The organism is Aquimarina aggregata (assembly GCF_001632745.1).
Classification (GTDB): Bacteria; Bacteroidota; Bacteroidia; order Flavobacteriales; family Flavobacteriaceae; genus Aquimarina; species Aquimarina aggregata.
On sequence record NZ_LQRT01000024.1, the window covers coordinates 113,536 to 139,730 of the forward strand.

The window sequence follows — 26,195 nt, forward strand, 5'->3', positions numbered from 1 at the left end:
AGCTTTGGAAAAATTAAAAATACAGCTTATAAAAGCCAAAGAAGAAGATAAAGTTTTCTTATTTAAATTAAGAATGCAAACCATGGTTGTGCACCTTGAAAAGGCAGGCATCTTTTTGTCCAACAAAGAACATAAAGATAGAGTTAACAAGGGTTTTAAAGGGGCGTATATTGTTTTAAGGTCGAATAACAAAGTAGGAGTATTGAAATGTATAGAAACTGCAGAAACGATAGAAATAATGCAGTTGCAAATAGCACCAGAGTATCAAGGTTTAGGAATAGGAAAAAAGGTGGTTGAGGATGTAATTTCAAGAGCAAAAAGTACCAAAAAAATATTAATTTTAAAGGTGTTGAAAGAAAATCCGGCAATACGTCTTTATGAGCGAGTTGGTTTTAAAGCAATCGGAGAAGATGATCACGAGTTTCATATGAAACTCATATTATAAAAAATAAAGACCACCTATAAGGTGGTCTTTTATTGTATCGAATATTTCTAAATTTTATTGGAAAGAATAACTTAGTCCAACATTCCAGAAAGATTGTAATTCATTATCTGTATTTTCTAAGGTAGGAGTTGGCACAATTGCAGGCTCCTGAGCTAATGCAAAGTTAAACGCTTCTTGCTTATTACTTCTTAAACCAAAATCAAAACCAACACCAATAGCTTTCCATAAAGTATATGAGAAAGAGTTAGTCCAAGTCCAGTTAGAATAATCGGCATCTTCATAGCTTAAAAATGCAGATAAATTTGTCTTAAAGTTTATTGCTCCTATTTTACGAGTATAGTCAGCAACTATTTTAGCACCTAAAGAAGACTCATATTGCGCAGCGCCTTCACTAAATACAAAGTTATAGTTAAGTGGGTGTACAACAACAACAAGATCTTTAATCGGAGTCCATGTACCCCCAACACCAAGGTCAAGATATCCTGGGTCATTAAAATTATTAAGTAATGTTGTTCTGTATTCACCTAAAACAGATACTGCTAATGTTTTAGTTAGTTTATAACCAAATAAAGAAGAAACTGTAAATACATCTGTAGCTTCTCTAAAACTATCATCATCTGTTGGATCATCTTCATCATCCAACTTTACCCAAGAAAGATTAATAGCTGCACTATTTCTCCAAAAATACTTTTCTTGAAGTAAGTTGGCATAAGGGTTTATTGTGATCCCTATATTTCCTGCAGAGTTATTAGGAATGCCTTGTGCGAACCAATTGTTAAAACCTGAAATATTTCCTCCTATTGTACCAAAAGCACCTATTTTCCAACCAGGGATTGCATCAATTTGGGCTTGTATCGCATTTACTCTACCCTGTATAGCCGCAATAGAATCTTTTTTAGCTGCTTGAGTCTTTTTTAATTCTTCAAGTGTTTGAGCTGTGATAGAGGTTGCTCCTAATAATAGGGTCGTTACCAAAACTAGTTTCTTAATCATTTTGTTAGGTTTAAAGTGTTTTATTATCATATTAAAAATAGTAATAATTTAAACGTTAATTTTAATAAATGCGAATTTAACCCAATCGATATTTGAAGAATAATTGGGGTTTTATTTAAATTTCGGTTTTTCGATAAAAAACCAAATTAACGGACAAAACGATCTATTTTCTCTTATATAAAGGAACAGAAGAGCATGCCTCGCCATACATTATACTTTTAGCCACAGGTTGTAATTTTTGGATCAAAGAAATATATGCACCCTCTGGAACAGGTTTATTTGAACATCCTTTAATAATTAAAAGCTTATCCTGATATTCTGAAACATCAAGAGTATGTATAATTTCATTATAAAGAATTGTCTCGAGAATTTCTAATGAGCCTACAACAACTCTCTTGACATGTGGTATTAATGCACTAGTTAGTAAAAGGTAGGCCCATCCCGGGATAATAGCATCTGTAGAACATGTTAAAGCTACATAAGATTCTTTATACTGACTCCAGTCATGATCGGCAACATGTTTTCTAAAGTCCTTTTCTCGTAAAATTAGCCCTTCAAAAAGCCAATCCTTGATGTCAAATAAAACCCGTCTTCCATTTGGGTAGTATTCTTCGAGATCAAAAGTGATTAGATTTTGATTATTTGCTACTCTATTTACGATTTCTTCTGCCATTGTAGTTTTATGTTGTCGCTGTATATTAGGTTTAGACTTTTAAAGCATTCCCAGCTCTAATTTAGCTTCTTCGCTCATTAGGTCTTGTGACCATGGTGGGTCAAAAGTAAGTTCCATTTCTACATCATTTACAGCATTAAGAGATTTTACTTTTTCTCTAATTTCTTCTGGTAATGATTCGGCTACTGGACAATTAGGCGAAGTAAGCGTCATAAGAATTTTAACATCATAATCTTCATTAACAAATACATCATAAATTAAACCTAACTCATATATATCTACTGGAATTTCAGGATCATAAATTGTTTTAAGAACTCCAACAATTTTTTCTCCTAGTTCATTCGTATCTATAGTTGTTTCGCTCATCTTTATTACTTTTTAATCAATTGTTACTGGTGTAACCAGACAAAGGAGGTAAATACTTTAGTTTAATTGTGTTTGATATGCAATAGCATACATTTTTAATTGTTTAATCATGCTTACAAGACCATTTGCACGTGTTGGTGATAAATGTTCTTTTAAACCAATTTCATCAATAAAATCAGTATCCGCATCGATAATGTCTTTTGGGTGTTGTCCAGAAAAAGCGCGAATTAAAATTGCAATTATTCCTTTTGTGATAATGGCATCACTATCTGCTGTAAAATCGATTTTATCATCTTTCATTTCGGCATGAACCCAAACTTTACTTTGGCACCCTTTGATAATATTGCTATCTGTTTTATATTTTTCTTCAACAAGGGGAAGTGATTTGCCTAGCTCGATCATATATTCATATCGTTGCATCCAATCATCAAACATACTAAACTCGTCTACAATCTCTTCCTGAATATCTTTTATGGACATCGCTTAATTTTTGTACAAAAGTACAACAACAATTGTTGCTATTCAATACTTTCTGACAATGATAGTATAGTCTTAACTAATTGTTTTATTTCTGAAGGAGGGTGGCCATGGTCAAAACTATTTGAAGTAAATGTATTTTTATCTGAAGTAATCTTTAAAATACTGTGTGGAGCTCCATCAAAAAGACGTTTTTCTGTTGGGGCTTCCAATTCGCTAATAGTTTTGATACTGAGATCTTTTAATAAACCAACAATGGTATTCCAGTCTTCTTTTGAACATTGTTTTGAGGAAATATTCTGTAGGTTCCTGTCTTTAGTTTTCTGGATAAGCTTTTTATCAATTTTTATGTTTAGAAATGAACCTCTTGATGCCGCTTGATATTCAACAGTAATAATGTTTTCTTGAGGTTTTGATATTTTATTGGGAGTATGCTGTGCTATCGTATTGTTTTGTTTTTCTTTTGATAATACCTTAACTAGGGTGTATTGTATTGCAGAAGCATCTGCAAGTGGTTTATCTACTTTTTTTACTAGAACCTCGAGCTGGTAAGAGAAACCTTCTTCATACTTAAAACCATCTATCTGATCGTAAAAATATGACCACTCATCACTACTATTTTCTTTGTAAAGCATACATTTTTGAGGGGCTACTCCTTGGCAATCTATTAGATGATCGGCTATATATACCTTTTTGGTTTCTTGACAAGAAGATAAGAAGAAAAATGTGCTAAAAATGAGCATTATTGTTTTCATATTATTACTTTTTTTAAAAGTATTAAAAAATGAAATCAAGAAAAAATTGTTTAGATGTCTATTTGATAAAACTTTGCCTTGGACCTCCCTCGGCAAATACAGCTCGCATTCTATCCTTTTGACCTTTAGAAAACATATACATACATGTATCATCTACATAATCCATATAGTTCATACTCATATCATTTGTATTACAACTAAGTACTGGATATTCTGGACAACCATAATTTGGTTGATCGGCAGATGGAGTATCATCTACATAATCATCTTTCATACAACGCCCATCTCCCCAGATATGTCTTAAGTTAAGCCAATGACCCACTTCATGTGTAGCGGTTCTACCACGATCAAAAGGAGATAAGACATACCCTTCTGAACCAAAATATTGAGGTGATATTACAATGCCATCTGTTAATGGGTTATCTCCAGGAAATTGTGCATATCCCAGAGCTTCTTCTCCGATATTACAAACCCATATGTTTAAATGACTTTGGGGGGTAACAACGTTTGACCCACCACTAGAAGAAAATTTCATTTCATCTCCAGTTCCCCATTCTGTTCTTTCAGAAGAAACGCGTATTACTTTTTCAAGATTAAAATTAATTTGAATGTTCGCTGCAAGAGGCAAAAATTCTTGCGGAACCTGATCACGATCAAGGTTTGTTTTGGTAAAATCTTGATTTAGAATATCAATCTGGGATTTTATTTGTGTATCGCTTATATTTTCGTTTTCATTGTTATAGATAACATGTACTATTATTGGTATTGATATGGTATTTAAGTCTTTTGTTTCACCACTTTTTCTTGATTTGATAAATGCTTCACATTGCTTTTCTATAGTTATCATTTTTGCTCGTAAATCAGGAGTCTCGGTCAAATGCTTTTTAAGAATATCCATAGTACTACATGTTCTTGTAGGGCGTTTTCTGGTTTGATCTACGGCTGCAATTTCCTTAAGATTATTCGCTTCTTCATCATCTTCTTTTTTGGAATCTATGCAACTAATAGTTAGTACGCTAATTAGTAATGCAATAAAAGCATTAATAGGGGTTTTTGGTATCATTATTACGGGGTTTGATAGTATACTAAGATGCGATTGTGTTACTTTTCTTAATTTAATAACGAAAAAATAATTTAGTTGTTTCTTTTTTAACAAAAATTTTCACTATTTCATTTTTTGGTGTTTTCTAGTTTTAAAGGGTTACTAATAAAACAGTTTAGCGTTAGAATACCCTACCCATTTTCTAGTCTTTTGTACGATTTAAGTTAAGTCAAACAAATAAAAATAATTATAAAACACTGATAATGAGATTTTTATTTTTTATGAATGCAAAGTATAAAACGGGTATGTATAAATAGATAATTATAGTTTTAAGGGAAAGAACTTTGGCAAAATAGCAGATATAAATAGTGTTGTATCTAAAACCCTATGTTAAAAAATGGCTTTTTTTTAACAATATACTCAAGATAACAGACTAAAGAAACGATTCTCTAGGTCCTCCATTAGCAAAAGTTGCTCGCATTCTATTTTTTTGCCCATTGGTAAACATATACATACAATTATCATCAACATAATCCATATAATTCATGGTCATGTTATTTGATTCGCATCGTATTGTAGGATAGTCAGGGCAACCAAAATTTGGACCATCAGAAGAAGGGGTGTCTTCAACAAAATCGTCTACAGCACAGTTACCATCACCCCATATATGTCTTAGGTTTAGCCAATGGCCAACTTCATGAGTGGCTGTTCTACCTTTATCAAAAGGAGGTGAAATAAACCCTTCGGTTCCAAAAAATTGTGGAGAAATTACAATACCATCGGTAGCAATTGCATCTCCAGGAAACTGAGCATATCCCAAAATTCCATTACCGATATTGCATACCCAAATGTTGAGATGTTTTGTAGGGTCAATTCCATCAGAACCCCCATTAGATGAAAATTTCATTGAATCTCCAGTTCCCCATTCTGTTCTTGTAGAAGAGACGCGTATAATACTGTCAAGACTAAAACGGATGTTTATATCACTTGCACTATTTTTAAATTCTTGAGGTATTTGATCGATATCTTTATTTGTTTTTGAAAAATCTTGATTTAAAACTTCAACCTGCGAGAGAATTTGTTGATTACAAATATTTTCCTCCGTCTTACTGTAAATCACATGCACAACTATAGGAATTGTGATAGTATCTAAATCGGTTATTTTGCCACTTTTACTTAAAGCGATAAAGGCTTGACACTGTTTTTCGATAGTGTCCATTTTTGATTTTAATTTTGTGTTTTTGATAAGATGTTTTTCAAGAAGATTCATGGTGCCACATCTTTTGATAGAATCTTTACCGGTTAGTTTATATAGACTTCTGGATTTTTCGGTATCCATACATTGTGGATCATCTACTTTTTTGTCGGCAGGACAGCCTAAGAAAAAAAATGATAAGAGGATTATACCAGAAATTGCTAACTTTTTCATTTTAAGAGTATTACATACAACAAATGAAAAGATAGTTCTTTTTTCTAAAATATATAGAAGCTTTTGTTAATTTAACAAACTGATAGTCAAATATTTATAACTAAATTAACATCTTTTTTATACAATCTAAAAAAAGCATATTATGCACTTGCACATAAAAAAAGAATAATCTAAAAACTTGAGTGCGTAAAAAAATGGCAAAAATGATTCTTGAGTAATACTAACTTAACATCATTTGAGCTTTTTTAACAGCTTCAACAAGAGCATCGATTTCTTCTTTGGTATTATAAAATGAAAAAGAGGCGCGTATAGTTCCTGGAATTTTATAAAAATCCATTATTGGCTGCGCACAATGATGGCCTGTTCGAACAGCTATTCCAAGTTTATCTACTATGGATCCTATATCATACGGGTGTATATTTTCTAAATTGAAAGATATAACCGAGGTTTTGTTTTTAGAAGTACCATAAATTTTTAACCCATCAATTTCTAATAGTTTTTGAGTTCCGTAATCAAGTAATTCATTTTCATAAGCTGCAATAGCGTCAAAACCGATACTATTCATATAATCTAGAGCCACACCAAATGCAATACCACCGCAGATATTAGGAGTTCCTGCTTCAAACTTATGAGGAAGACCGGCATAGGTCGTTTTCTCGAAAGTTACCTGGTCTATCATTTCACCACCACCTTGATAAGGAGGAAGTTTATTAAGCCATTCTTCTTTTCCATAAAGAAGACCAACACCAGTAGGTCCGCAAAGTTTATGTGCTGAAGCTACATAAAAATCAACATCCAGATCTTGTACGTCTGGTTTAATATGCGGGCAGGATTGTGCTCCATCTATAAGGACTGCTGCTCCTACTTTATGAGCTTTAGTAATAATTTCTTCAATAGGATTAATAGTTCCTAATGCATTAGAGATGTGATTAGTGAAAACCAGTTTAGTTTTGTCAGAAAGTAACTCATCATAAATATCCATTCGTAATTCTCCTTCTAAATTCATAGGAATTACTTTAAGAAAAGCACCTGTACGTTCACACAGCATTTGCCATGGTACAATGTTAGAGTGATGCTCTAGTGCCGAAACAATGATTTCATCCCCCTTAGAAAGAAAACTAGTAAATCCAGTAGCTACAATATTAATACTATGCGTAGTTCCTGAAGTTAAAATAATCTCATGAGCATGTTTTGCATTAAAATGGTGTTGTATTTTTTTTCTTGCAACCTCATAAGCATCTGTTGCTTCTTGAGATAATGTATGTACACCTCGATGTATATTGGCATTATAGTTACTATAATAGTCTACAATGGCATCGATAACTATTTGTGGCGTTTGAGAAGTAGCCGCATTATCAAAATACACCAAAGGTTTTCCGTTTACTTCTCTATTAAGAATAGGGAAATCTTTTCGGACTTTCTGTACATCAAGCATAACAATTTCTTTTTGCAAAAATAATAATACCAAATGTTATATTGGTGATTTTCTAATCAGGATTGCTTATTTTTAGATAGACTATAACTCTTTATATCCTATGAAACGATTTAAAAAAATTTTTGGCATTGCACTTCTTCTATTAGTAGTACTGGTTTGTGGTGCTGCAGTAGTTAATTATCCAAAACTTGAAATTATTTCGGGCTTTTCTGCAAAAAACATGAGTTCTTCTGTTTTTCTTGGAAATAGAAGTCTTGAGTATACTGATAAGACTGATCATAATGTTCCGATGGTAAAATTGGCAACTGATGAAATTGATCTAGATAAAAAGTATGCGATAGCTAATGTATACGGACTCAAAGAGCGTAAAGCAATATACAGAGAAGGATTAGGAAGTATTTTAGTCGATGAAGATTTTGATGAAGACAAACCTTTTTTGGCACCAAACAGGACATTTTCTAAAATAGACGAGCCTTATCCCTATGGTGCTTTACCTCAAAAAGATACAGTTTTTGAACAATTAGATTATAAAAAGATAGAAAGTACGGTAGCCTCTATATTTGATACTAATGGAGTAGAAGAAAAGAAAACACGAGCAGTTTTAGTGTTGTATAAAGATCAAATTATTAGTGAACGATATATAGACGGTTTTGACAAAAACTCTAAGTTATTAGGTTGGTCTATGACAAAAAGTATTCTGAGTACGATGTATGGCGTGTTACAATCTCAAGGTAAAATTGATATTAATAGTAAAGCACCTATTGCCGAATGGCAAAATGACGAAAGAAAAGAGATCACGATAAATAATTTGTTACAAATGAATAGTGGTCTTGAATGGGATGAAGATTACGGTTCTATATCTGATGTTACAAAAATGTTGTATATCGATAAGGATATGACCACTCCTCAGATTCATAAAAAAGCAATTCATAAACCCAATGAAAACTGGTATTATTCTTCTGGTACATCTAATTTATTATCTGGTATTTTAAGAAAACAATTTAATACCTATCAAGAGTATCTTGATTTTCCGTATCGTGAATTTATAGATAAGATAGGTATGCATTCTATGCTCATAGAAACTGATATGGCCGGGAACTATGTGGGATCATCTTATGGTTGGGCAACCGTTAGAGATTGGGCCAAGTTTGGGTCACTATATCTTCATAGAGGAAATTGGAACGGAACTCAAATTTTTGACCCTTCTTGGGTAGATTATGTAACTACGCCAAGTCCCACTTCTGATGGAGATTACGGGGGTCATTTTTGGTTAAATTCAGGAGGATTCTACCCTGATGCTCCGAAAGACATGTTCTCTGCAAATGGATATCAAGGACAGCGTGTTTTTATTATTCCGTCTAAAGATTTAGTTATTGTGCGATTTGGGCTTATAGGAGATGCTGGAGTTGACTTCAATAATTTCTTAAAAGAAATGGTTAGTGCAGTAAAATAAATTCAAAAAACTAAAGCCTATTCTTGAATATGAATAGGCTTTATATGTATAATTGTTTGATTTGAATCTACTGTTTACAAATCAAAACCAAGATTAACTCCAAGTTTTGTGGCAATTAACTTGTTGATTCTAGTTTTTAGCTGAGGTATTTTTACACTTTCTAGTACGTTATTTGCAAAAGCATACATAAGTAGTGCTTTGGCTTCTTTTTCTGCAATACCTCTCGAACGCATATAGAATAAAGCATTATCGTCTAGCTGTCCTATTGTGCACCCATGCGAGCATTTTACATCATCTGCAAAAATTTCTAGTTGTGGTTTTGAGTTTATTGTTGCCTTATCACTTAGTAAGATATTATTGTTAGATTGAAAAGCATTAGTTTTTTGAGCTTCCTTGTTTACAATAATTTTTCCGTTAAAAACTCCTGTTGCTTTTTCATCAAAAATACCTTTGTAATCCTGATGACTTTCACAATTAGGTTCTGTATGATGTACTAGTGTATTGTGGTCTACATGCTGTTTTCCTTCGATAATAGTTACTCCATTAAGGATAGAGTCTATTCCTTCACCTTTCTGATAAAAGTTTAAATTATTTCTGGTGATGTTTCCTCCAAAAGCAAAAGTGTGAACAGATGCTATACTTTGGGCATGTTGATCTATATATGTATTGTCTATTAAAGAAGCATTTTGATTATCATTTTGGATTTTATAGTAATCTACAATTGCTCTTTTATCAGCAAAAATCTCTGTAACCGAATTTGTTAACACAGGGTTGTCTGTGAGACTTTGATGACGTTCTATAATTTGAACATGAGAATTTTCTTCTACAACAATTAAATTTCGAGGTTGCAACATTTGTGCAGCTTCTTTTCCTGTAGAAAAATGTATAATCTGGATTGGCTTATCGGCCAATTTGTTTTTTGGAATATAAATATATGCTCCTTCTCTAGAAAATGCTGTATTTAATGATGTAAGACCATCTTGCTTTGCTATTTTATTAAAATAGTTGTCGATAACAACCTTATATTTATCATTAGAAAGTGCAGAAGACATCAAACACACGTCAATTTTATCATGAGTAGTCTCAGACAAGTGCGAAGAATATTTACCATCTATAAACACAATTTTATAGGTGTCAAGATCATTAATAAAGAATCTTTTGACATCTTTAAATTCTAATGCATTCTCCTCATCAGGAAAAATACTATAATCGTGTTTTAATATAGCATTTAGAGAAGTGTATTTCCACGCTTCTTCTTTTTTGGTAGGAAACCCTTTTTCTTCAAAGCTTTTTATTGCCTGGCTTCTAATATCATGTATAGGCGCGTCTACGTCTACTGTATTTTCAAAAGCCAAAAAAGAAGATACTAATTTATCTTTCAATTCCATATTCTCGTTCCTTGTTATCTGCTAAGTATTGTTATTTACTAATGAACACTTAACTTATTATGCGTTTATTTCTTCTTTAATCCAATCGTATCCTTTTTCTTCAAGCTCTAGAGCAAGTTCTTTGGTTCCAGATTTTACAATCTTTCCATCATATAGTACGTGTACAAAATCAGGAACGATATAATCAAGAAGTCTTTGGTAATGTGTAATTACGACAATAGCATTATCGTTACTTTTTAGTTTGTTAACACCATTAGCAACAATTCGTAATGCGTCAATGTCTAATCCAGAATCTGTTTCATCAAGGATGGCTAATTTAGGTTCCATCATTGCCATCTGAAAAATTTCATTTCTTTTTTTCTCTCCACCAGAGAATCCTTCGTTTAGAGATCGTGATAAGAATTTACGATCGATCTCTAGCAATTCAGATTTTTCGCGAATCTTTTTCAGCATATCTTTTGCAGGCATTTCTTCAAGCCCCTGCGCTTTTCTGGTTTCGTTGATTGCAGTTTTCATGAAGTTAGTTACTGTTACTCCAGGAATCTCTACAGGATATTGAAAAGATAAGAAAACACCTTTGTGAGCGCGTTCTTCTGTAGCTAATTCTTCAATGTCTTCTCCATTTAAAAGAATTTCTCCATCAGTTACTTCGTATTCTTCTTTTCCTGCAACGATATTGGCCAAAGTACTTTTTCCTGCACCATTAGGTCCCATTATAGCATGAATTTCTCCAGCCTTAACTTCTAAGTTAAGTCCTTTTAAAATTTCTTTCCCTTCCACGCTTGCGTGTAAATCTTTTATTTTCAGCATCTTCTCTTAATTTAAATATTTAGGTGCTTTTGGCAATTTATTAAAATCTTCTTTTTGGTGTTGTAAGTAAACTTTTGCTTTATTTTCTTCAGCAAAAGCTTCAAATTTGTCCATACTTTCTAAAGTTTGATCTACATCAAAATTGAAAATAGGGATTCTTTTATGTTCTCTATTTTCATATAAATGGTACAAGTCTCCTGATAATAAAAGAGGACCATGTTCTGCTAAGTCAAGATATAGAACCTGATGACCAGGAGTATGGCCTGGCATTGATTTGATAACAACACTACCATCACCAAAAACATCAAAATCACCATTAAGTTTTTTAGTGGTGGTTAGTTCTTTTATGGCATTGTAGTTATCGGCATTTATTTTTTGACTTGTAGGACTTGTTATAGAATCATATTCTGTTTTCTGCACTAACCATGTAGAATTCTTGAAAGTATTGGCATGTCCTGTATGATCAAAATGTGTATGCGATAACGCAATATATTTGATATCTTGAACAGTCATTCCTATCGATTTTAACTGATTAACTACAGAATCTTTTCTTGATACAGTGAACGCTCCACTTGGGTCTGTAAAAGGTTCTGGTAGACCAATTAGAGTCTCTGGTAAGCCTGCATCCCACATCAAATTACCCTTTGGGTGACTAACTACATAAAAAGCATCGGCAAATTCTTTGCTTTGACCATGATAAGTAGTGTCTTGAGAAAAAAGCTCTAAATTATTTACCAATACTTTACCACCGCTAAATGTATATAGCTTAACTTCCGGTTTTTTAATTTCTTCTGAAACGACTGTGGTTTCGGATTTTTCTTTTTTAGTCTCTTTACACGCAAAGAGAACAACGGTAAGAAATAATAAGGCTATATATTTTTTCACTTTTTAGTTTTACTTAATTGCTTAAAAGTTCTAAGAACCATATAAGCGTATAATTGATATTAATTTTTTTATTCTGTACTATCAGTAGTGGCTTGTGTATTTTCTAATGATTTAATTTTGGCGGGCAACTCTGAAGTTGGCGCACTTACCCCAATAATTTCGGTTATTTCTACAATTTCTTCCCAGCCTTGATCAGGATTAGGTTTTATAACACCTTTAACCACAACAGGAACCATATCATATTCTTCTCTTTGAAGGGGTTCAACTTTTTGGGCTAGTTCTTTGGTGGCGTCGTTAATTACTACTCCATAAATAAAATCATTACCCTTAATTACTGCGGCACCATCAATCAGTATAAATTCACCGCGAATGAGGTTGGCTTCGCTATCTGATTCTGATGTTTTTGATTTTTCATTCTTACAAGATAAAACTAGAATGCTAAGTACAATTAAAGAAATTACGTTTTTCATTAATGAGGATTTGATGGTTAATAAGATTTACCCTACAGAACCTTCTAGAGATATTTCCAGAAGTTTTTGAGCTTCTACTGCAAATTCCATAGGTAATTTATTAAGAACTTCTTTACTAAAACCATTAACGATTAATGCGATTGCCTTTTCGGTATCAATTCCTCGTTGATTACAGTAAAAAATCTGATCTTCACCTATTTTACTTGTAGTCGCTTCATGTTCTATTTGAGCGGTTTTGTTGTTTGCTTCTATATAAGGAAACGTATGAGCGCCACATTCATTGCCCATCAATAATGAATCACATTGTGAAAAGTTTCGTGCATTAGTGGCTCTACTGTTTATTTGTACTAATCCTCTGTAGCTATTTTGGGATTTTCCTGCAGAGATACCTTTTGAAATAATAGTACTTTTAGTGTTTTTACCTAAATGAATCATTTTGGTACCTGTATCGGCTTGCTGAAAATTATTGGTTACAGCAATTGAGTAAAATTCTCCTACTGAATTATCTCCTTTAAGAATACAAGAAGGATATTTCCAGGTTACTGCAGAACCAGTTTCTACTTGTGTCCAAGAGATTTTAGCGTTGTTTTCACAAATCCCTCTTTTGGTTACAAAATTATAAACACCACCTTTTCCTTCTGCATTTCCTGGGTACCAGTTTTGTACTGTAGAATACTTTATTTCGGCATCATCTAAAGCGATTAATTCTACAACTGCAGCGTGCAATTGGTTCTCATCTCTAGAGGGAGCAGTACAGCCTTCTAGGTAGCTTACATAACTACCTTCATCTGCAATGACCAATGTACGCTCAAATTGTCCTGTTCCTGCTTGATTAATTCTAAAATACGTAGACAATTCCATAGGGCAACGAACGCCTTTAGGAATATAACAAAAAGAACCATCGCTAAATACCGCAGAGTTTAGAGCTGCATAGAAATTGTCTTTTTGAGGTACAACAGAGCCAATATGTTTCTTTACTAATTCTGGATGTTCTTTTATTGCTTCAGAAATTGAGCAAAAAATTATTCCTTTTTCTGCAAGTGTTTCTTTGAAAGTTGTAGCAACAGATACCGAATCCATTACAATATCAACTGCTACTCCAGCTAGTTTCTTTTGTTCATCCAGAGATATTCCGAGCTTTTTAAAAGTTTCAAGTAATTCTGGATCTACTTCATCAATACTGTTGTATTTTGGTTTTTTATTAGGAGCAGAATAATAAGATATGCTTTGAAAATTTGGTTTTTCATAGTTTACATTAGCCCATTCTGGCTCTTCCATTTTCTCCCAAACGCGGTAGGCCTCTAATCTCCATTCAGTCATCCATTCTGGCTCTTCTTTCTTCTTAGAAATTGCACGAACGATATCTTCATTTAATCCTATCGGAAAAGTATCTGATTCTATATCAGTATAAAATCCATACTCATATTCCTTAGTCTCTAATTCTTTTTTTAAGTCGTCTTCAGTATACGCCATCTTCTATTCCCTGATTTTGATTCAGGATCTTTCTTTAAAAATTTATAATGAAAAACTTTCTCCACAACCACATGTTCTACTTGCGTTGGGATTGTTAAATACGAAGCCGGTTCCATTTAAACCGCCAGAATACTCTAAAGTTGTTCCTATCAGATATAGAAAACTCTTTTTGTCAACAATAATTTTTACACCATTATCTTCAAAAACTTTGTCTCCTTCTTCTTGTGCCTTATCAAACTTTAAGTCGTACGATAAACCTGAGCATCCTCCACTTTTTACACCTACACGAACATAGTCGGTAGTTGCATTGTATCCATCCTCAGTCATTAATTCGACAACTTTGTTTTTAGCTATGTCAGATACTTTAATCATACTTCTTTATAAATAGATTAATTCTAAATGAATTGCAAATATAGTACATAAGTAGATTTTATTGGCAAAACCTAACATTTATCTAACATATATTAAAATAAGGAAAAGTTATAGTAGTAATTTATAGATGGTATTAAAACTCTGAAAAACGATCATCATTTAAGAAATTGTCGTCTGTTAGGGTTTTTAGAAAGGCAATTATTTGTTGTTTCTCTTCTGTCGTCATTGGGATTCCAAGAGTTCCACTTTGATTTTTAAACAGTGGTTCTAACGTTTCAGAATCAACTACGCCATCACTATAATGATTTAATACATCATCTAATGTCTTTAATCGACCATCGTGCATGTATGGAAAAGTGAGTTCAACATTTCTTAGTGTAGGCACTTTAAACTTGTGCATGTCTTCTGCAAGTCCTGTAACTCTGTTTCTACCTATATCATTATATAACGGGTCGACAGCTAAGCCATTATTGCGATAGGATTGATCTGTGAATAATGTTCCTGCATGACATGAAGCACATTTAGATTTAAAAAGCTCAAAACCGGCGGCTTCATTATCTGTAAATACAGAACCTTCGTTTCTTTCTATTTTGTCATACTTAGAATTTGAAGAGATCATCATAATCATAAATTGAGAAAGAGCCTTAAGGATATTTTCTGAATTGATTTTTTGGTTTTCAAAAGCTGCTGCAAAAAGTTGTACGTATTCTGGCTTTTCTTCTAATTTTTTAATGATACTGCTAAATGTTTCATTCATTTCGACTTCTGCAGTAATCGGTATGATAGGTTGTAGGTCCAAATGCCTTGCAGCACCATCCCAAGTAAATTCTTTCATAAACGCCAGATTATGTAAGGGTTGCGCATTACGCGTACCCAAAGCCCCATCGACTCCATGACTTACAATATGGGTGTGATGTGTAAATGCGAAATCTTGAATATGACAAAAACCGCAAGAGATTACACCATCAGAAGATAAACGACCATCATAAAATAGTTTTTTTCCGAGCTCAAATCCTTTTTCGGTTGGAGGATTAAGAGATACGTTATAACTAGGGTTGGGGAAATTTGCTGGTATTGTAAATTCTAGTTTTTTGTTTTCGGGCACAATAGGTACATAATCATCCTTTTCGGAACTACAGGCAGTTCCGAAAAGGATAATGATGATATAATAGGATAGTAGTTTCAATTTAATTTTTAGTTCGTTACACTTGTTACGCTAAACATAGTACTTATATTTTCGGCAATTTGCGGGGCAAGAACAGGGTCGACCTGTACATCACTTTTAGTAACTAAAGAGTGCGTATTTGTACTGTCAAATATTTTTGCAATATCAGCATTTACTGCAACTTCTTGTGATTTTGATGCCGAAATAGTTAATGTGCTAGGCAAATCAAGTGTTACTTCTTTATAATTGTCTAATGCTGTACCATGACTTCCTACATGAATCAAGAATGGAGAGTCTGAAGTGCCAAAAGTACCTTCAAATTTAATAAATTTATATCCGGCAGACCAACTCCATAACATACCGCTTTCTTCTGCTGTAGGTATAAAATTTGCCATACCATTAAGAGGATATTTTGATTGATCTACACCAATACCAAACTTGATTTTAGTGTATTCTCCCGATGGGATATCTGCAAGAGAGATATTTTTACTATCTACAACTTCTTCATTAATTAAAAAATACCCTTCGTCTACAGGATACTTGAACTCTTCTCCATTAGCTTTGATAAGTACAACATTACTAATAATATATTTTAATTCTGAGATTTTGTAGATTTCACCACTTCCATTGGTATAAATATCTGTGGTTAATTCAATACCATTATTATCAATAGTATTTTTAAAATCTAATGTAATATTTCCAAATGTCGGTTCGCTTGAGCCACCATCATCATTTTTACAAGAAGCGACAAGTAAAAAAGTGAATATGATTATTGTGAATTTTTTCATGTGTTTTACGATGTTTGTTGTTTTGTATTTAAATAAAATCTTTACTTAGTAATTAAGATTTTATTCTTCTATTTTGTATTTTATTATGATTGCATCTTTAGAACCTTTGTTAGCTGGTACATCAAAATCATTACTTTCTGAATTACCTACAACAACAATTCTTTGGTCCGTAGTTTCTAAACAATCCTCTCCAAATTCGGCTTTAGTACCCCCTGCAGTGGCGTTCCATTTAATTTCTCCTGAGGTATTTATCATGATGTTCCAAATATCGCTTTCTCCCTTATTTTCAGACAGATTAACGTCATTACTTCTTGAGTTTCCGGTAATTATAAAGCCATCATTTCTCATTTTCTGAATTCCTCTTCCTGTATCAAAAGCTGTTCCTCCTAGAGATTTTTGCCAAAGAAGGTTTCCGTTACCATCGATTTGTATCATCCATAAATCGGCATTTCCTTTAGCCTCTGAGATATCGCCATTTTCACTTCTAGAGTCACCTACAATTACATAGGTTCCATTTCCTGTTGCGGCCATGGCGTACGCTACGTCAATTTCGGTACCACCAAATGATTTTTGCCATAACTTAGTACCTTCTGAGTTTATTTTTACAACCCAAAAATCATAGCTTCCTTTACTATTAGTAATGTCAAAATCTATACTTTCTGAAGACCCTATCATTAAGAAACCATTATCTTCTGTTTGAAGAGTGTCATAGCTGCGATCATTATTTGATCCGCCAAAGAAACGTCTCCATTCTTTTTCTCCAGAAGCATCAAGTTTGATACCCCAAAATTCTCCCACACCGTGTTTTGTGTTGGCACTTTTATCATCATTACCATCTCCTTCACTAGCAGTAACATCAAGAAATCCAGTCATAAAGTAACCACCGTCATTAGTCTGAACTACAGAGAAAGCTCTATCGATACCAGCAAATCCAAAACTTTTTTGCCATTGTACATCGCCAGAGGCATTTAATTTAACAATCCAATAATCTTGTAAGCCAGCATTTTCGGTTACATCCTGATCACTACTACGACTATATCCAACTATTGCATAGCCACCATCTAAGGTGGTTATTATTTTTTCTGCTCGATCTTCACCAGAACCTCCATAGGTTTTTGACCATACAATATCTCCGGCTTTAGATAATTTTAGTATCCAGTAATCGCTATCTGTTGCTGTTTTATCGGTAATATCTCCATCGGCACTTTGTGTATATCCGGCAAGAACATAACTCCCATCAGCAGCTTCTACTACTGATAGGATGTTATCTTCTTTGGTTCCTCCAAATGTTTTGACCCATTCTATAGTGCCTTTGATATCTTGCCCAGAAGTATCAGGCTGCATGTCACCACTATCATCACTGCTACTGCATCCTGAGGTATGTAACAGTATCATAGTGAAAACTGAAATGTAACTTAAGAATTTGAGGTAATTCATTTGTTAATATTTTTTTTGAGTATTTAGTTTTTTAGGAAACGTTTCATAAGAATATTGCCATCTGGTGTAGCTACTTGTAAAAAGTAAACACCTGATCTTAAGCTAGAAACGTCTATTGTACTTATAACGGTTCCTTTCCGTACTAATTGCCCTATAAAATTTTTGATCTCGAACTCATAAGCGTTGCTTGAATCAATTTTATTGTTCATTAGGATGTTAAGTTCTGCTCCTATTACTGGATTAGGAAAAACAGAGAGCGTTATGTCCTTATTTGTAGCTGATGCATTGGATCTAGCAGTGCTGGCAGTAATCGATATGTTATCTATAGCGATATCAGCTTGCCAAGTGCTACCTGTTACTCTATTAAATCTAAGTTGAATACCACTTCCTGCATAGGATGAAAGGTTGATATTGGCAGTATTCCAAGCATTACCTTGGTTTCCTGTTTGATTCCATATACTTGTCCAAGAACCTCCTTCATCTGTACTAACTTCTAAGTCTATGCTACCCATATCTGCAGCTCCAAACATATGATACGCAAATGAAAATGAAGCCGTACTCGCTGCGCTAAGATCTATACAAGGAGAATTTAAAATCGCACTTTTATTAGGATATCCTGTTCCATTTCCTGAGGCTTCAACATAAATATAAAAAGTTCCTTGATTTGCGCTAGAAGGTCCAGTACTTCTTGATGGTGTTCCGTTAGAATCTACTGTCCAGTCTATATCATCTGCAGCAGATTGTGTCCAAGCGCCAAGAGTATTTTCAAAACTTTCATTGTATGGGAAAGAAGAAATTCCAGATGTACATCCACTAGGTCCAGTATTGCCATTTTGGATTGTTATGATGTCAAGAGCGATATCACTTTGCCATCCTTGATTACCATCACCAGTTACTACATTAAATCGTATTTGTACACTGTTTTCGCCTGCATATGCTGAAAGATCTACATCGGCAAGATTCCAATCACTTCCTTGTGTGCCGGCTCTACTAAATATACTTGTCCAGTTTCCGGTGTTGTTTGTTCTGGCTTCTACCGTTAAGGTTTCTACTGCACTTCCTAACATATGATATTGAAAGCTAAGACTAGGAGTGGTTAATGCGCTAAAGTCTAAACAAGGAGAGTTAAGAATTGCTCTTTTGTTAGGGAAACCAGTTCCATTTCCAGATGCTTCAACGTAAATATATGTATTACCATCTACTGCACTGCTTGGCCCTGTACCATTAGATGGGGTGCCTCCTGAGTTTCTAGTCCAATTTAGGTCATCACCTGAGGTGGCATCACTCCACTGTCCAAGATTAGTTTCAAAACTTTCAGTAAACGGAAAAGAAGAAATTGTGTTTGAACAATTATTTGGTGGATTTCCTCCTGTCGTGGTGAAGGTTGTAGAGCTACTATATTGTGACGTACTTCCGTCAGGACATTTACTTCTTACCTGAGCTTCATATTGCGTAGATGCGGATAAGCCTGAAATAGTGGATGATGTTGCAGAAACTGCTGTTGTTGTCCAGGCAGAAGAACCTGCTACGCGATATCGTAAATCATATGTAGTTCCTGATACGCTGCTCCAGTTTAGCAAAGCAGAGCTAGAGCTAATATTTGAAGCAGATAATGAAGAGGGTGTAGTGGCATTACATACGGCTGGACTACTTTTTTTGACTAAGAAGAAACCTCCTTCGATATCACTAATAACGATATTTCCACTATTAAAATAGGGGTATACATTCCATACACCATTAAAAGCAGCGCCATTACTAGAAGTATAGGTGTCAAAAAAGCCAATTTCTGTCATATTTTTATTTCCGATGTCAGAAATATCGATTACTCTAATACCTGCTCTATAGTTTGCAAGATAGAATTTATCTCCTTTTACATATCCGTTGTGGTCAATTGCTGCGGTAGGGCCAGTATAGATTAAGTGTTCTTTTGGGTTATCAAGATCAAGAAAATCAAAAACTATAGTTCTGGTATTAAACCCAACACCTTGTTCGTCGGTTTCATCTCCCAAGATAAAATATCTCATATCTTCTGTAAACCATCCTTGATGAGTGTATCCTACATCAGGGTATTTTATAGTAGATAAAGTAACAGGATTTGCTTTGTCGGTAATATCGGCAATAACAACTTCTATTTCATTACTACCAATTAAGATTTCTCTTCCTGCGTATGTTGCATCTGGACCATTGTAGGTTACCACTTGCGCATCATGAGTATATGCTCGTTGTCCTCCTGATAAGAATCCCCCAGCGTTAATTGGGTTTTTTGGATCTTGAATGTTAATAAAAAGTGGTCCCCCTCTGTAGGGCCCAGAATTTCTTTGTGCTCCTACAACATATGCGTATCCAGAATCTTCATTAATAACGATGTTATGAGCGTTTCCAAATTGGGTATATCGTGTATCTGCATTAAAATTTTGTGGTGGATTTGATACATTTCGTAGACGTGTCAAATCAAAAACTTGCATCCCATGATTAGAGGCTTCACTTACGATAAAAGCATGGTTTTTATATACTTTTACATCTCTCCATGAGCTATTGCTAGTTGCTGTTGGTAGCTTGCCCAGATAAACTGGATTTGTAGGATTAGAAATATCGATAAATGCGGTTCCGTTATTGAGACCGATAATTGCGTATTCTTTTCCGTTAGAAGGGTCTGTCCAACCCCAACTATCGTTACCTGCTCCGGCACTCATTGTTGCTAAAGAGATGCGAGACATGAGATCATAATCTTTGCAGGGATATGAGCCAGCTAAACCATTTTGACATGGTGTCTGACCATAGGAAAGAACTGCTGTAAATATCAGCAGAAAAGTAATTTTTAGATTTTTCATTGAGTTTGTGTTTTAAGAGTTAGTTTGCACTAAATATTTATGTCATGTAGTAATGGTTTAAAATTCAAATAATTACCTAATTTATCGATTTTATTCGTGCTTATTTGTGAATTCTCTATAATGTTTTGAATATTTTAACTTTTATTAACTGTATTTAACACTAAAATCGTGTTAAAAGGTAAGGATTATATTAAAATAGCACGATTACCTTATTTATTATATAAAATTAAGCCTTTTAAAACAAGAAATTTTAAGGTTCTGATTATTATAATGTTATGAAATAAGTTGGTCGTTTTTATATACACCTATTAAGAGTTGCAGAAGCACTACTGACTATACGTAATTAGATTTTAAGGTGTGCTTTTGTGAATTAATAAGAACCCTCTTTCAATATCACTAATTACAATATTTTCACTGTCAAAATATGGATATACGTTCCAGGCACCATTAAAGCTAGCATTATCATTTACAGGGTATGTATCAAAAAAGCCTGTTTCAGTGATGTTTTTATTTCCAATATCCGAAATATCAATCATTCTTATTCCTGATCTATAATTGGCCAAATAAAATGTATTCCCTTTTACATATCCATTATGATCAATAGCTGAGGTAGGTCCTGTATAGGTCATATGAAATTTTGGGTTGTCAAGATCTTCAAAATCAAAAATAAGTGTTCTAGTATTAAACCCAACACCTTGTTCATCAGTTTCATCACCTAAAATGAAATATCTCATATCTTCAGTAAACCACCCTTGATGGGTATATCCTACATCGGTATATTTTATTGTAGATATAGTGATAGGGTTATCTTTATCTGTAATGTCGGCAAGTACAACTTCTACTTCATTGCTTCCGATAAGTATTTCTCTACCTGTATAATCCGAGTCAGGTCCGCTATAGGTGATGGCTTGCGCATCATGGCTATATGCTCTTTCACCCGAAGAAAGAAAACCTCCAGCTGCAATAGGATTTTTAGGATCCTGAATATTAATAAATACAGGCCCACCTCTAAATGGCCCTGCTCTACTCGTGCCAACAGCATATGCAAACCCAGAGTCTTCATTAATAACAATATTGTGAGCACTTCCAAAATCTTCAAAACGTGTATCTGCGGTGAATGTTTCTGGTGGGTTGGAGACACTGCGTAATCTTGTAAGATCAAAAACTTGCATTCCATGATCTGGCGCTTCACTTACAATAAACGCGTGATTTTGATATACTTTAACATCTCTCCATGAGCTACTAACTGTAGCTGTTGGTAGTTTGCCCAAATAAATAGGTGCACTGGCAGTAGAAATATCAATAAATGCAGTACCATTATCTAAACCAATTAGTGCATATTCTTTTCCGGTAGAGGGATCTGTCCATCCCCAGCTATCATTACCACCCTGCGCTCCCATTTCTATTAGAGGTATAGAAGAAATTAAATCATAACCATTACATGGGTATAATCCTCCTACAGAGCCATTTTCACATGGTCCAGATTTTACATTAGCATTTGGATTAGTACTTCCTCCGTTGTCATCTTGACTGCAATTGGTAAGGCCAAAGACAAGAATAATAAAAGAAAAGACAAAGAAGTAATTTTTCATAGGGATAGCTATTTTAGTAAATATACAAAAGTATGATGTTAAAATATTAACGATTATAAATTAAAATAATTATAAATCAAGGTGTTATCTGTATTTAAAGTATTGTCTTTTTTATAAAACATATAAAATATAGTAACACTCAAAACATTGTTGATTAAATTTGCAGCATGATTGAAGATAAAAACACACCTAGAACATCATTGTCTGAGTTAGGAGAATTTGGACTTATACGTCATTTGACAAAGAATTTTGAAATCAAACAAGAAACAACGCACTTGGGAATCGGAGATGATGCAGCGGTTTTGGATTTTGATGGTAAAAAGTGTGTGTTAACAACGGATTTGTTGATCGAGGGTGTGCATTTTGACCTTACCTATATGCCTTTGAAACATCTTGGATACAAAGCTGTTGTTGTAAACCTATCAGATGTATATGCTATGAATGCTAAGGCGACCCAGATTACTGTTTCGATTGCAGTGTCAAACAGGTTTCCATTAGAAGCTTTGGAAGAATTGTATGCAGGAATTGAAACTGCTGCTAAAATTTATAATGTAGATGTCGTAGGAGGAGATACAACTTCATCGACTACAGGATTGTTAATAAGTATAACGGCTGTTGGACATGCAGATCAGGAAGTACTAACCTATAGATCTGGAGCCAAAGAGAATGACCTTTTAGTCGTAACGGGGGATTTAGGAGCTGCTTATATGGGACTTCAGGTTTTAGAGAGAGAAAAACAAGTGTTTGAGGTAAATCCAAATTCGCAACCAGATTTAGACCAATATACTTACCTTATAGAACGACAATTAAAACCCGAAGCACGTAAAGACATTGCAGAGCTTTTAAAAGCACTAGATGTACAACCAACAAGTATGATTGATATAAGTGATGGTTTATCTTCTGAGGTTATTCATCTTTGTACACAATCTAAAGTAGGTGCCAATGTGTATGAAGAAAAAATACCACTAGATCCAGCTGTAATTTCTATTTGTGAAGAATTTAAATTGAATAGTACTACCGTTGCCCTTAATGGAGGTGAAGATTATGAATTATTATTTACTATAAAACAAGAAGACTTTCCAAAAATAAAAGCAAATCCCAACCTAACAGTAATAGGTCATATTGTCGATGAGAAAAGTGGAATAGGTTTAGTTACCAGAGCAAATGAAAAAATTGCATTGCAAGCTCAAGGATGGAATCCTATTAAAGAATGATATTAAAAAATTATGATGCTGCCTGAAATGTGGTCTCAGATTTTCTTTTTGCTTTTTTAGCGTGTACAGAAGCTAAAGCGTTATTAATCTCTTTTAACTTAGGAGTCATTACCTCTAATCTGCCTCTACTATTTGTTGTTGCTTGTTCATTACAATGTGAGCAGGAATATTCTTTAATGTGATGTGTTACATCTTTACTTAAAACGTAATCGTGACCGAATAGGGAACAGTATATTTTAGAGAAGGAAAATGTAGGAGTTGGGGTAGATTTTTTCATATTTCTAGGGGTATTAATACATGTAAAGGGGATTATAGGTTCATTATCAATACAATAATAATAAAAAAAAAGTTATTAACAAGTTGTTTGTAAGAATTTTTTGATTCAAATAAGGATTTTTTAACTAAAATTCCTATTTTATACGGTTATTAGACCGAATAATACGTATTTCGTCTATAAGAAGTGTTGAAAAGATTATAGTATTTTGTTAATTTCTTGTCAATAGGATTCTAAAAAACTTTTTAATTCACTTAAAAACTCTTTCTTGTTTTCGAGGTAAGACATATGGCCTCCATTAAAACTAATGTGATCAATGTTACACAGTTTTGTTTCTTTTTGGTTTTGTGCATATGAAAGAACAGGATCATATTGTCCAGAAAAAATTACTTTTGATCCTTTAAATCTTAACAAGGTTTTTGTATAATCTTTTCTTATTTTCATTCCTTCAAGAGCCGATATAATTCCTTGTAATGAAGTTTTTGATGCTTGGTTTTTAATTTCTTCTATTTCTTTAAGAAAGTTTTTTCTGTTTTTTTCTGCGAATAAATTTGCAATAGCCATACTGGTATATGCATTCGGATTTTTTTTAACAATTTGAATTGCTCGTGTGCGATTAACTTTTCGTTCGGCACTATCAGGAAAAGAAGTTGAGTTAAGTAAAACCAATCCAGAGAATAAGTCAGAAAACTGATCGATACATGCCAATGCAACATACCCTCCCATAGAGTGCCCTATTATGGTAGCTTTAGAAATTTTTAAATGATCTAAAACAGAACGAACGGCCATTGCCATAGCATCCATTGTATGAACGTAGCCAAGAGACCCGGTATCACCATGACCAAGTAAATCAATAGTGATACATTTATAATGTTTTGAAAAAAAGAGAATGGTGTCTTTCCACATTGTAGAATTTTCTAGAAAACCATGTAAAAACACAAGGGGTCTTCCATTTCCTTCAGAATTATAATTTATTTTAATGCCTTTATATGCTAATATCATTTTGAAATTTTATTTTTAGGCACATAAACGTAATTAAATGAGATTTAATAAAGAAACTTTCGTTGCAGGATTTGCATTATTTTCTATGTTTTTTGGAGCAGGTAACCTAATGCTTCCTCCGTTATTAGGATACAAGGCAGGTGATATGTGGTCTTTAGTAACGATAGGATTTGTTATTTCTGCTGTAATCATACCTTTACTTGGTATTGTTGCTCATGCTAAATTACAGGGTACAATGCTGGATTTTGCTAAAAAAGTGTCTCCACAATTTAGCTTTGTATATTGTCTATTGGTGTATGTAATATCAATCACGTTGCCATCGCCAAGAACGGCTTCGGTAACTCATGAAATGGCAATACAACCATTTTTTGATGTTAGTTCCTGGTTAACAAGTACAGTTTATTTTGCTCTAGTTTTGATTTTTGTTCTAAATAGATCCAAAATTTTAGGACTACTGGGTAAGTTTCTTTCTCCTGTAATTTTTATCGTTATTTTAAGTATTATTTGTATTTCATTTTTTTCGACACAAGCATCTATTGCCCCATCAGATTTTCAAACTCCTATTATAAGTGGTTTATTAGAGGGGTATCAGACTTTTGATGCTATTGGAGCTGTTGTGGTTGGTGGCGTAATTATAATTTCGCTTAATCTTAAGGGGAAACAAGATTTTCAATCTAATAAAAAATTGATCATTAAATCTGGAATTGTTGCTGGAATTGGACTTTTAATTATCTATTCAGGAATGATCTATAATGGGGCCTTGTTTAATACCGATTTTGACGCAACGATCTCTAGAACAGAATTGTTGTCGGGTATAAGTTTTAAAACTTTAGGAAGTATCGGTAAAGTTTTTCTTAGCATTTTAGTAGGTCTTGCTTGTTTTACAACAGCGGTTGGTATCGTAACAGGAACTGCAGATTTTATGAAAGGTATATTTGATAATTCTCAAAAAGCCTATCTCATAACGGCTATTATTGGTTGTGTGCTGGGAGTACTTATGGGGCAATTTGATGTGCACTATATTATAACAGTAGCAGTGCCTGCATTAATGGTTATCTATCCTATCACAATTATTTTAATACTCTTAAATGTAGTACCAGAAAAATTTACGAAACCAAAAGTTTTTAGATCAGTAGTTGTCGTAACTATTATTTTTAGTATTCCGGATTTTTTGGCTTCAATAGGATTAAAAAATAGCGTTGCACCTATTTTAGAACACCTTCCTTTTGGAAAATATAGCTTAGCTTGGTTGTTGCCTGCAATACTTATTTTTTTGATAATGAACAGTTATTTGTTGTTACAAAAAAAGCAAGATTAAATTTTATGAATTCTTAAGTAAGTTATTTCTTACTATTTTATCGTTTAGAATTATACTGTGCTTACTACCTAGGTAGTACTATTGTTTTTCTTCTTGTTTAAGCTTTTT

25 protein-coding genes are annotated in these 26,195 nt (G+C 33.6%); 4 read left to right on the forward strand and 21 right to left on the reverse strand.

Annotated features, from left to right (window positions below; all coding sequences use genetic code 11):
• The first annotated feature begins 4 nt into the window (after positions 1 to 4).
• Positions 5 to 445 carry a GNAT family N-acetyltransferase gene (locus AWE51_RS15735; RefSeq protein WP_066316316.1) on the forward strand — a complete coding sequence of 147 codons (441 nt, stop codon included), beginning with the start codon at positions 5 to 7 and terminating at the stop codon, positions 443 to 445.
• Positions 446 to 499: 54 nt separating this feature from the next.
• On the opposite strand, the gene AWE51_RS15740 is transcribed toward AWE51_RS15735, so the two are convergent.
• From AWE51_RS15740 to AWE51_RS15775, 8 genes are all read right to left on the reverse strand, one after another.
• Positions 500 to 1,435 carry a DUF3078 domain-containing protein gene (locus tag AWE51_RS15740; protein WP_066316318.1) on the reverse strand — a complete coding sequence of 312 codons (936 nt, stop codon included), beginning with the start codon at positions 1,433 to 1,435 and terminating at the stop codon, positions 500 to 502.
• Positions 1,436 to 1,601: 166 nt separating this feature from the next.
• A complete protein-coding gene (locus AWE51_RS15745; RefSeq protein ID WP_066315198.1) occupies positions 1,602 to 2,111 on the reverse strand; it encodes a DUF2480 family protein in 510 nt (169 codons plus the stop codon).
• A gap of 39 nt (positions 2,112 to 2,150) precedes the next feature.
• Complete coding sequence (locus AWE51_RS15750; protein WP_066315201.1) at positions 2,151 to 2,477, reverse strand: DUF59 domain-containing protein; 327 nt, start codon at positions 2,475 to 2,477, stop codon at positions 2,151 to 2,153.
• A gap of 57 nt (positions 2,478 to 2,534) precedes the next feature.
• Entirely contained in the window at positions 2,535 to 2,957 is a 423-nt protein-coding gene (locus AWE51_RS15755) for a SufE family protein (RefSeq protein WP_066315204.1), read from the reverse strand.
• Positions 2,958 to 2,995: 38 nt separating this feature from the next.
• Positions 2,996 to 3,709 (reverse strand): DUF4377 domain-containing protein, encoded by a 714-nt coding sequence (locus AWE51_RS15760; protein WP_066315206.1) that lies wholly within the window; start codon positions 3,707 to 3,709, stop codon positions 2,996 to 2,998.
• Between the two features lie 58 nt (positions 3,710 to 3,767).
• A complete protein-coding gene (locus tag AWE51_RS15765) occupies positions 3,768 to 4,772 on the reverse strand; it encodes a zinc metalloprotease (protein ID WP_066315210.1) in 1,005 nt (334 codons plus the stop codon).
• A gap of 412 nt (positions 4,773 to 5,184) precedes the next feature.
• Positions 5,185 to 6,180 carry a zinc metalloprotease gene (locus AWE51_RS15770; RefSeq protein WP_066315212.1) on the reverse strand — a complete coding sequence of 332 codons (996 nt, stop codon included), beginning with the start codon at positions 6,178 to 6,180 and terminating at the stop codon, positions 5,185 to 5,187.
• Between the two features lie 220 nt (positions 6,181 to 6,400).
• Positions 6,401 to 7,615, reverse strand: coding sequence for an aminotransferase class V-fold PLP-dependent enzyme (locus AWE51_RS15775; RefSeq protein ID WP_066315218.1), 1,215 nt, complete (start codon positions 7,613 to 7,615; stop codon positions 6,401 to 6,403).
• Between the two features lie 100 nt (positions 7,616 to 7,715).
• Here AWE51_RS15775 and AWE51_RS15780 point away from each other — a divergent pair, with 100 nt between their 5' ends.
• Positions 7,716 to 9,068: a serine hydrolase domain-containing protein gene (locus AWE51_RS15780; RefSeq protein ID WP_066315222.1), complete on the forward strand. Its 1,353-nt coding sequence runs from the start codon at positions 7,716 to 7,718 to the stop codon at positions 9,066 to 9,068.
• A 74-nt stretch (positions 9,069 to 9,142) separates the two neighbouring features.
• On the opposite strand, the gene sufD is transcribed toward AWE51_RS15780, so the two are convergent.
• The 11 genes from sufD to AWE51_RS15835 form a co-directional block, all read right to left on the reverse strand.
• Positions 9,143 to 10,456 (reverse strand): Fe-S cluster assembly protein SufD, encoded by a 1,314-nt coding sequence (gene sufD / locus AWE51_RS15785; RefSeq protein WP_066315225.1) that lies wholly within the window; start codon positions 10,454 to 10,456, stop codon positions 9,143 to 9,145.
• A 57-nt stretch (positions 10,457 to 10,513) separates the two neighbouring features.
• Entirely contained in the window at positions 10,514 to 11,266 is a 753-nt protein-coding gene (sufC, locus tag AWE51_RS15790; protein WP_066315226.1) for a Fe-S cluster assembly ATPase SufC, read from the reverse strand.
• A 6-nt stretch (positions 11,267 to 11,272) separates the two neighbouring features.
• Entirely contained in the window at positions 11,273 to 12,151 is an 879-nt protein-coding gene (locus AWE51_RS15795) for an N-acyl homoserine lactonase family protein (protein ID WP_066315229.1), read from the reverse strand.
• Positions 12,152 to 12,219: 68 nt separating this feature from the next.
• Positions 12,220 to 12,621, reverse strand: coding sequence for a hypothetical protein (locus AWE51_RS15800; protein ID WP_066315231.1), 402 nt, complete (start codon positions 12,619 to 12,621; stop codon positions 12,220 to 12,222).
• A 27-nt stretch (positions 12,622 to 12,648) separates the two neighbouring features.
• Positions 12,649 to 14,094: a Fe-S cluster assembly protein SufB gene (sufB, locus tag AWE51_RS15805; RefSeq protein WP_066315233.1), complete on the reverse strand. Its 1,446-nt coding sequence runs from the start codon at positions 14,092 to 14,094 to the stop codon at positions 12,649 to 12,651.
• A gap of 42 nt (positions 14,095 to 14,136) precedes the next feature.
• Positions 14,137 to 14,466: a HesB/IscA family protein gene (locus AWE51_RS15810; RefSeq protein ID WP_066315235.1), complete on the reverse strand. Its 330-nt coding sequence runs from the start codon at positions 14,464 to 14,466 to the stop codon at positions 14,137 to 14,139.
• 133 nt (positions 14,467 to 14,599) lie between these two features.
• On the reverse strand, positions 14,600 to 15,652 hold the full coding sequence (locus AWE51_RS15815; protein ID WP_066315238.1) for a cytochrome-c peroxidase: 1,053 nt from the start codon (positions 15,650 to 15,652) through the stop codon (positions 14,600 to 14,602).
• Between the two features lie 8 nt (positions 15,653 to 15,660).
• A complete protein-coding gene (locus AWE51_RS15820; protein ID WP_066315241.1) occupies positions 15,661 to 16,419 on the reverse strand; it encodes an MbnP family protein in 759 nt (252 codons plus the stop codon).
• Between the two features lie 60 nt (positions 16,420 to 16,479).
• Entirely contained in the window at positions 16,480 to 17,856 is a 1,377-nt protein-coding gene (locus AWE51_RS15825) for a hypothetical protein (RefSeq protein ID WP_066315243.1), read from the reverse strand.
• Positions 17,857 to 17,879: 23 nt separating this feature from the next.
• On the reverse strand, positions 17,880 to 20,687 hold the full coding sequence (locus AWE51_RS27195; protein WP_066315246.1) for a choice-of-anchor B family protein: 2,808 nt from the start codon (positions 20,685 to 20,687) through the stop codon (positions 17,880 to 17,882).
• Between the two features lie 350 nt (positions 20,688 to 21,037).
• Positions 21,038 to 22,279 carry a choice-of-anchor B family protein gene (locus AWE51_RS15835; protein ID WP_066315248.1) on the reverse strand — a complete coding sequence of 414 codons (1,242 nt, stop codon included), beginning with the start codon at positions 22,277 to 22,279 and terminating at the stop codon, positions 21,038 to 21,040.
• A gap of 167 nt (positions 22,280 to 22,446) precedes the next feature.
• On the opposite strand from AWE51_RS15835, the gene thiL reads away from it, so the two are divergent.
• Positions 22,447 to 23,493 (forward strand): thiamine-phosphate kinase, encoded by a 1,047-nt coding sequence (gene thiL, locus AWE51_RS15840; protein WP_066315250.1) that lies wholly within the window; start codon positions 22,447 to 22,449, stop codon positions 23,491 to 23,493.
• Positions 23,494 to 23,503: 10 nt separating this feature from the next.
• On the opposite strand, the gene AWE51_RS15845 is transcribed toward thiL, so the two are convergent.
• Entirely contained in the window at positions 23,504 to 23,770 is a 267-nt protein-coding gene (locus AWE51_RS15845; protein WP_066315251.1) for a hypothetical protein, read from the reverse strand.
• Between the two features lie 219 nt (positions 23,771 to 23,989).
• Complete coding sequence (locus AWE51_RS15850) at positions 23,990 to 24,769, reverse strand: alpha/beta fold hydrolase (protein ID WP_066315252.1); 780 nt, start codon at positions 24,767 to 24,769, stop codon at positions 23,990 to 23,992.
• A gap of 37 nt (positions 24,770 to 24,806) precedes the next feature.
• Here AWE51_RS15850 and brnQ point away from each other — a divergent pair, with 37 nt between their 5' ends.
• Positions 24,807 to 26,087 carry a branched-chain amino acid transport system II carrier protein gene (gene brnQ / locus AWE51_RS15855; RefSeq protein WP_066315255.1) on the forward strand — a complete coding sequence of 427 codons (1,281 nt, stop codon included), beginning with the start codon at positions 24,807 to 24,809 and terminating at the stop codon, positions 26,085 to 26,087.
• The last annotated feature ends 108 nt before the right edge of the window (positions 26,088 to 26,195 follow it).